Origin of the sequence: Streptomyces sp. OR43, assembly GCF_008042275.1 — a bacterium.
Classification (GTDB): Bacteria; Actinomycetota; Actinomycetes; order Streptomycetales; family Streptomycetaceae; genus Streptomyces.
In genome coordinates this window covers 1-2,018 of the sequence record NZ_RDBK01000105.1, presented here as the reverse complement: position 1 = coordinate 2,018, position 2,018 = coordinate 1, and the positions used below count along the sequence as shown (strand labels likewise).

The following is a 2,018-nucleotide window of genomic DNA, read 5'->3' as shown; positions in this document are numbered from 1 at the left end:
GGTTTCGTCTTCCAGGCGTTCAACCTGCTTCCCTCGCTCAGTGCCGAGCAGAACGTCGCTCTCCCGCTGCGGCTGGCGGGCCGCCGGCCGAAGCGGGTGCGGCTGGCGGCCATCCAGGAGGCGAGCCGGGGCGCACCGAGGACGCCCAGCCCGCAGCCCGCAGCCGACGCCAGGACGCCGATGACCACCGCTTCCGCGTACACCGTCCGCCGCACCTGGCCGGGGGTCGCGCCGGCCATACGCAGCAGGCCGAACTCGCGGCGGCGCTGGGCGACCGCGAAGGAGAACGTCGAGGCGACCACGAAGACCGAGACGAACACGGTGATGCCGGCGGCCGTGCCCAGCAGCGCGTTCACGGAGACCAGCGCCTCGGCGTCCCGGTCCGGGTCGGGATCCGCCCTGCGGCGGTCGTCGCCGGTGAGCACCGCCATCCGGTCCTCGTGGGCCACGACCGCGCGCACCGCCGCCGGATCCGCGTGCACCACCACGGCGTCGACGGCCGGGGAGATCCTGGCCGCCTCGGCCCCGGTGAAGAACACGGCGGTCTCGAACCCGGCGGTGCKCACCGTGCCGACGACCGTCCGGGCTGCGGTGCCCGAGCCGGTGGTGACCGTGATCCGCTCCCCCGTCCGCACATCGGAGCCGTTGCCCGTGGTGACGACGACCTCTCCGTCGGCGGCCGGGGCCCGTCCGGTGGCCAGCCGGTAGGGGGTGGCGGCCGCGACGGACCACGGGTGGCCGACCGTTCCCCCACCGCCCCCGTCGAGGCGGGCGCCGCCGACCGTGACGGAGAACGTGCGGTCCTCGACCGTACGGCCGAGCTCCGCGAGGGCGGTGACGAGCTCCGCCGGGACCGGCCGGGGCGAGGTCAACTCCTGCGTACGGACCCCGATCGGGGTCGGCACCCGCAGCCGGTCCTCGCCCCGGACCACGACGGGCGCCGCGGCGAACCGCTCGGGCCCGTGCCGGGGCGCGTCGAAGGTGGCCGCGAGGGCCAGCCCGGTGGTGGCGACGATCCCGACACCGAGGGCGAGCGCGAGGAAGGAGCCGACGAAGGTGACCCAGCGGGCCCGCATGCCGCGCAGCGCGATGCTCAGCACGGGACGCCCGCCATCCTCGTCATACGCGCCGCGACCTGCTCGGCGGACGGGGCGGACAGCTCGTCCCGCACCCGGCCGTCGGCCAGGAACAGCACCCGGTCCGCGAAGGAGGCGGCGACCGGGTCGTGCGTCACCATGATCACGGTCTGGCCGCCGTCCACCATGCTCCGCAGCAGCGTCAGCACCTGCCGGCCGGTCTCGGAGTCCAGCGCTCCGGTGGGTTCGTCGCCGAACAGCACATCGGGCCGGGTGACCAGGGCGCGGGCCAGGGCCACCCGCTGCTGCTGGCCGCCGGAGAGCTCACCGGGACGGTGCCCGGCCCGGTCGCGCAGCCCGACCCGCTCCAGGACGTCCAGGACCTCGGCCCGCTTCGGCCGGCGGCCCGCCAGCCGCAGCGGGAGAGCGACGTTCTGCTCGGCACTGAGCGAGGGAAGCAGGTTGAACGCCTGGAAGACGAAACCGATGCGGGTGCGGCGGAGCAACGTCAGCTTCCGCTCGCTGAGCCCGGTCAGTTCGGTGTCGCCGAGGAACACCTGCCCGCCGGTGGGCCGGTCGAGTCCGGCGGTGCACTGGAGCAGGGTGGACTTGCCGGAGCCCGACGGGCCCATGACGGCGGTGAACGTGCCCCGGGGGACATCGAGGCTGACCCCGTCCAGCGCGGTGACCGCGCCGGTGTTTCTGCCGTAGGACCGGGTGACCGAACGGAGTCGGACAGCTGCGTGATTCATGGCCACCACTCAACCGGCGCCGCTCCGGCGGCACATCGCAGCGAGCGGCAGTCCTGGGGGTGGAGGCAGCTCCACCCCGGGAGTCGACCTCACTGGGTGGTCCGCCGGTCCCGGCCCGGCCTAACGTTCCCCCATGCCCTCCCCCGACCCTCCGCTTTCCCCCATGCCCTCCCCCGACCCTCCGCTTTCC

At 74.7% G+C, this 2,018-nt stretch carries 2 protein-coding genes; both read right to left on the bottom strand.

What is annotated here, in order from left to right:
- Positions 1 to 1,100, bottom strand: a 1,100-nt coding sequence (locus EAO72_RS41180) for an ABC transporter permease (RefSeq protein ID WP_148022505.1), incomplete at its 3' end; no start/stop codon positions are given.
- Positions 1,094 to 1,828 carry an ABC transporter ATP-binding protein gene (locus EAO72_RS41175; RefSeq protein WP_148022504.1) on the bottom strand — a complete coding sequence of 245 codons (735 nt, stop codon included), beginning with the start codon at positions 1,826 to 1,828 and terminating at the stop codon, positions 1,094 to 1,096. The genes EAO72_RS41175 and EAO72_RS41180, both read right to left, overlap by 7 nt.
- Positions 1,829 to 2,018 lie beyond the last annotated feature (190 nt).